The 4,707-nt window shown below is 47.3% G+C and carries 2 protein-coding genes; one reads left to right on the top strand and one right to left on the bottom strand.

The annotated features are described in order from the left end of the window. Nucleotides 1-99 precede the first annotated feature (99 nt). Nucleotides 100-1,401, bottom strand: a complete 1,302-nt coding sequence (locus ABEA14_RS00010) for a dicarboxylate/amino acid:cation symporter (RefSeq protein WP_345337669.1) — start codon at nucleotides 1,399-1,401, stop codon at nucleotides 100-102. Between the two features lie 189 nt (nucleotides 1,402-1,590). Between ABEA14_RS00010 and ABEA14_RS00005 the strand changes: the two genes are divergently transcribed. Further along, a complete protein-coding gene (locus tag ABEA14_RS00005) occupies nucleotides 1,591-4,494 on the top strand; it encodes an Ig-like domain-containing protein (protein ID WP_345337668.1) in 2,904 nt (967 codons plus the stop codon). Nucleotides 4,495-4,707: the final 213 nt, after the last annotated feature.

The raw sequence follows: 4,707 nt of genomic DNA, 5'->3' as shown, positions 1-4,707 counted from the left end.
ACGCCTGAAGAAGTGCACAAAAAAGCCAGCGCTGAATTGGCGCTGGCTTAATAGAAAACCGTCAACTTATTTTAGGACGGCACGCATTGCCATGATTGGCTATTTATCGCCTAAGTGAATCTCTTCCTCGGCGAGCCCAGCTTCTGCGGAGTTGTATACATCCATATCCAGCTGTTTTTCGGACTTACCAACGACACAGGTGACCATGCTATCACCCGTCACATTGACTGCGGTTCGCGTCATATCAAGCAATCGGTCCACACCGATAATCAGGGCGATACCTTCAACCGGAAGATTGACCTGCTGAAGCACCATCGAAAGCATGATAAGACCTACGCCCGGTACTCCGGCCGTACCAACAGAGGCCAATGTCGCGGTGAGTACCACCATAAGGTAATCGCTTATGGTCAAATCAACGCCATAAACCTGCGCGATAAACACGGTTGCGACACCCTGCATAATCGCAGTGCCATCCATATTAATAGTGGCGCCCAGTGGTACAGTGAATGAGGCGATCTTATTCTTCACCCCCAGCTTTCTGGTTACGGTCTCCATTGTGATAGGAATTGTTGCGTTGCTGGAGCTGGTCGAAAAGGCAAACAGAACCGCATCACGCATTTTAATCAGGAAGGTAATCGGATTTAGGCCTGCGAGCGTTTTCAACATGGTGGGGTAGGTGACAAAGGCATGCAGCAATAGCGTACCTAAAACGACGAGGAAATATTCACCGAGGCTTCCGATAGTTTCAAAATCTTGCTCGGTAAAGAGCTTAGCCATCAAGGCAAACACACCGTAAGGTGCCAGATTCATTAGAATAGTAACCAGCTTCATAATAACGCTGTTTAGGTCTTCAAATACTGCGGCTAAGCGTTTTCCTGCGTCGCCAGCGATGGCCATAGAAATACCGAACAAAAGCGCAAATACAATAATCTGCAACATGTTACCTTCGGCCATTGCCTTTATTGGGTTCGAGGGAAACATATTAATAAAGACTTCGCTTAATGTAGGTGCTGCTTTGGCATTGTATGTCGCATCGGTAACTAAGTTCACACCTTCGCCGGGCCCAATGAACAACGCAATGCTTATCGCAAGGCTAATGGCGATTGCCGTGGTTAATAAATAAAGAAGTATTGATTTTATTCCGAGTCTGCCCAGTGTAGAGGCGTCCCTGAGAGAGCAAGTGCCACATACCAGGGAAACAAAAACTAATGGAACCACCAACATGGTTAAGCTTTTGATAAATATCTGACCGACAACGTCAAAAAGACCATAGGTTAAATAATCATCTACCCAGGACGTGTCGGGAAACAAATTGCGCAATAAAACGCCAGTTAGCACGCCCAACATCATTCCTATTAAGATCTTTGTTGTCAGGCTGTATTTCACAGTTGGATTAGACATGGATATATATTGTTCTGGTGTGGATCACAAAAATTTAGACTAACAGCTAAGTATTGCCGATTAAACCATGTTTTCTGTTAAATGCTTGTTGCCGACATGTTTACGTGCCCCTACCATAGGCGAAATTGAGGTTGTTTTATTTGTAGTGTGGTCAGTAGCAAAGGCTATTGGTTTCTCAGGGAGATAAAGATGATTACGACAGCCCGCAAGAGCTGGTGGATATTGCTTGGCTCGCTTTTTTTGGTCGCATGTGGCGGCGGCGATGGATTAAGTCAAGAGACGGAACCGGATCCAGAACCGGAACCACAACCCACGATAACCTATACGCTGACAACTAATATGGTGGATAGCGCAGGTGAGTCAATTCGTTCTGTTTCAGCTGCACAACCAGGGTTTCTGAAAGCTACGCTGCTTAGGGAAGGTGCTGCTGCGTCGAATGAATTAATTTCATTTGTTACAACCGCAGGTTCAATCAATCCATCTCTAGGCACTGCGCTAACGGATGAGAATGGCGTTGCGACGGTCAACTTGCTGCCTGGTACTGAAGCTGGGGCAGGGATTGCTACCGCCACATTTGCTTTGCCTTCGGATGAAGTGTCTGAAGCTGAAGAAGACTCTGTATTTTCAGATTTCTCGTTCAATACTGCGGGAGATGGAGAGTCTGATACTGGTGATAATAGTTTCTTACTTAGCCTTGACTTGTCTTCAGTAAATATCTCAGCAGCAGAGCCAGGAGTAGTGACGGTTAATGTGTTAAACGCTTCAGGGCAACCGGTTCAACAGAGAGTTGTTACTTTTACCTCAACGTTGGGCACGCTTACACCTGCAAGCGGGACTGCATTGACTGATAGTTCGGGTACAGCGGTTATCCAGCTTAATGCTGGTTCAGTACAGGGCGCTGGCGAGTTGACTGTTTCTTTTGAAGGGAGTTCGACTTCTATTGGTTTCTTTACGGAAGGTGATGTCGTTGATGACAACAACCTTACCGTTGACATTGTTACCACACTATACAACTGCCCTGAAGGTGACGTTCCTCCAAGCAACACATGTGTAGAATCAAATAACATCTCCAACGCTCAACCAGGCTCTCTTTTAGTGACGGTTACTCAGGAAGGATCGTCGACTCCAATTGCTGATGCTTTGGTTAACGTCGTTACGACTATCGGCCGACTGAGCCCTTCGAATGGTTCAGTTATAACTAATAGTGCTGGTCAGGCGGTCGTAGACATTCTTGCTGACACTGAAGTCGGAGCTGGTGAATATACTGTCACGGTTCAAGGTGAGCAGGTCACCAGAGCGTTTCAGGTTGGTGCGGCTGACATCGTACTGGCAGCTACCCCTCGTACAGCCAGCTTACCAGCTGGTAGCTCTACTGTTATTGATATCGAAGTATTTGAAGCAGATGGTGTAACGCCATACACAGAAACATTAACGCTCGAATTGTCTTCTGCATGTCAGATCGCTGGTACCTCTGAAATTGATTCTCCAGTCGTTACCATTAATGGTCTCGCTAATTCAACTTACACCGCCGCTGGCTGTGTCGGTACTGATCGTGTTGAAGTATCAGCGTTAACTGGGGGGCGTACCGTTTCTCAAACCATTGACCTCGTTGTCGCGCCTGCATCTGTTGGTGCTATTCAGTTTATTGGCGTAAGCGAAGAATTTATCGCCATTCAACAGGCCGGTGGCTTGGAGCGTCCTACTACCTCTATCGTTACATTCAGATTACTTGATGCAAACGATAACCCGGTAGCCAACCGAGAGTTGGAATTCTCACTAAGCTCAGGCAATGGTGACGTTAGTATTGCACCCCTGGCCGCGTTTACAGACTCTAATGGTTATGCACGAACAACAGTAACCTCAGGTACCGTTCCAACACCTGTGCGTGTGGCTACAACCTACAGTGAAGGTGGGGAAGTAGTTGCCAGTAATGTATCTGATAAGATTATTGTTAGTACGGGATTGGCAGACAACAATAGCTTTACTCTCGCGGTGTCCGATCATAACCCGGAAGGTTTGCAACTCTCAGGTACAGAAGTAGTTGTCACTGCTTACGCTGCTGATCACTTTAATAACCCTGTTCCTGACGGCACCACTGTGTTTTTCACTTCTGAAGGTGGTGCGGTTGAGCCAAGCTGTCAGACAGAGAATGGCACTTGTAGCGTGACTTGGCGCAGCCAAAACCCAAGACCATTAGCTAGTGGAGACCCTCGCTATTCGGTAGGGTTTGATTTTGAAAACACCTTGGTAGATGCAGGTTGTACAAATGCTTGGGGTGCCCCTGGCCCTTGTTTGAACAATGAAATACTGACAGTGGGCACTGCGACGACGGGGCCTCAAGGTGCGCGCTCAGGTATTATGGCGTTTATCCTAGGCGAAGAGAGTTTTCTCGATGCTAATAACAATGGCCAATTCGACGATGGTGAGTACTTTGTGCCGCTCGGTGATGCCTTTGTTGACCACAATGAAAACCTAGGCAGCACAGCGACAGTGGCTGATGCGTATGATGAAGATACCTCAGCGGCCCAAGCGGCCACATCAGGTACGGATCTGAATGGTGGTGAATTAGAGGAGTTCTTTGATAATCCTATCCCGGAAGCGGCCGATGGTGTTTATACGCCACCAGCAGATCCCGCTACCGCTCGTTATCAAGGCACCTTGTGTTCTGATGCTGCTCGCGCAGCAGGTCACTGTGCTGTACCAGCTGTGCACGCCAGAGCACATAACACAATTGTTATGGCGGGCAGCACTGCTTATTTCAGAGTGCTCGAAAGTGACACGTTAACAGATATCGCTTATCTGGACTTGTTTAACAACCCTACAGACTCTGTTGAGGTTGTAATCTCTGATATCCTCAACAACCCGATGCCATCAGGTTCTAGTGTTAATATCACTGTGTCAGGTGCAACGCTTCTATCCAGCGGTAGCTCCACCTATCCCGATACTACAGGTGTTACATCATTCGGTATATCGGTAAAACGACCTGATGATCCTGACGGTGATGGACTGGCAGTAGTAACTATAACTACTCCCAGTGGCGTAGTTTCAAGCCGGGAAATTGAAATCTTCTTGGTAACAGATCCTACGCTCTAGCAATTAAAACTAATGAAAAAACGCCTGCATTTATGCAGGCGTTTTTTTGTTGTCACCTCTAAACCACCTCCTATGGAGGTGGTGATCGGCAATTCGGGGCTCTGCCCGTAGAGAGCCCATGCTACAAAACCCCTCGTTTGTTACCAGCAAATGAAGGAGTAAATAGCATGAGCCGATATGAAACCGCATCACACGTTTTCTATCGTTGTCAGT

The organism is Corallincola platygyrae (assembly GCF_039544265.1).
Taxonomy (GTDB): Bacteria; Pseudomonadota; Gammaproteobacteria; order Enterobacterales; family Neiellaceae; genus Corallincola; species Corallincola platygyrae.
Note: the sequence above shows the minus strand (reverse complement) of the source record. Positions and strands in the feature narration are given on the sequence as shown.